Origin of the sequence: Kitasatospora sp. MBT63, assembly GCF_000710465.2 — a bacterium.
Lineage (GTDB): Bacteria > Actinomycetota > Actinomycetes > Streptomycetales > Streptomycetaceae > Kitasatospora.
Window position 1 is genome coordinate 1 of record NZ_JAIZ01000710.1, and the last position, 1,052, is coordinate 1,052.

At 73.9% G+C, this 1,052-nt stretch carries 1 protein-coding gene; it reads left to right on the forward strand.

Features of this window, described 5'->3' with window-relative positions; genetic code table 11:
* On the forward strand, positions 1-1,041 hold a 1,041-nt coding region (locus AA75_RS37035), incomplete at its 5' end, for a chitinase (RefSeq protein ID WP_033824814.1).
* Between the last annotated feature and the right edge of the window lie 11 nt (positions 1,042-1,052).

A 1,052-nucleotide genomic window follows, 5' to 3' on the forward strand; every position in this document is an offset into this window, starting at 1 on the left:
CGCCCCTCGCCGAGCGCCTCCACCCCCGCGCCGAAGCCCACCGCCAGCGCCACCCCCACCGGCTCGCCCAAGCCCACCGCGACCGCGACCCCGACCGCCACCCCGACCCCCGGCCCCGGCGGCACCGCCCGGTTCGCGCCGTACGTCGACACCTCGCTCTACCCGCCGTACGACCTGGTGGCCACCGCCAAGGCCAGCGGGGTGAAGAACTTCACCCTCGCCTTCATCGTCTCCGGCGGCGGCTGCACCCCGAAGTGGGGCGGCGTCTCCGACCTGTCCGCCGACGCGGTGGCGGGCCAGATCGGCGCCCTGCGCGCGATCGGGGGCGACGTCCGCGCCTCCTTCGGCGGCGCCAACGGCAGCGAACTGGCCGCGGCCTGCTCCTCGGCCGCCGACCTGACCGCCGCCTACCAGAAGGCCGTCGACGCGTACGGCCTCGACAAGCTCGACTTCGACATCGAGGGCGGCGCCATCGCCGACGCCGCCGCCAACACCCGGCGCGCCCAGGCCATCGTCCAGCTGCAGAAGAACGCCGCCGCCAAGGGCAGGACCCTGGACGTCTCCTTCACCCTCGCCGCACTGCCCACCGGCCTCACCCAGGACGGCATCAACCTGGTCGCCGGGGCGAAGAGCGCCGGCGTGAAGATCGGCGCCGTGAACATCATGGCGATGGACTTCGGCGACGGCGTCGCCCCCAACCCGCAGGGCCGGATGGGCAAGTACGCCATCGACGCCGCCACCGCCACCCAGGCCCAGGTCAAGAGCGTGCTCGGGCTCGGTGACGCCGAAGCCTGGAGCAAGGTCGCGGTCACCCCGATGATCGGCGTCAACGACGTCGCCACCGAGGTCTTCACCGTCGCCGACGCCACCCAGCTCGCCGACTTCGCCAAGTCCAAGCACCTGGCCTGGCTCGCCATGTGGTCCGGCACCCGGGACAAGGCCTGCCCCGGCGGCGCCAAGGCCTACGCCGACGCCACCTGCAGCAGCATCGCCCAGCAGCCGCTCGACTTCACCCGCGCCCTCGGCGCCTACACCGGCTGACCCCTCCCGCC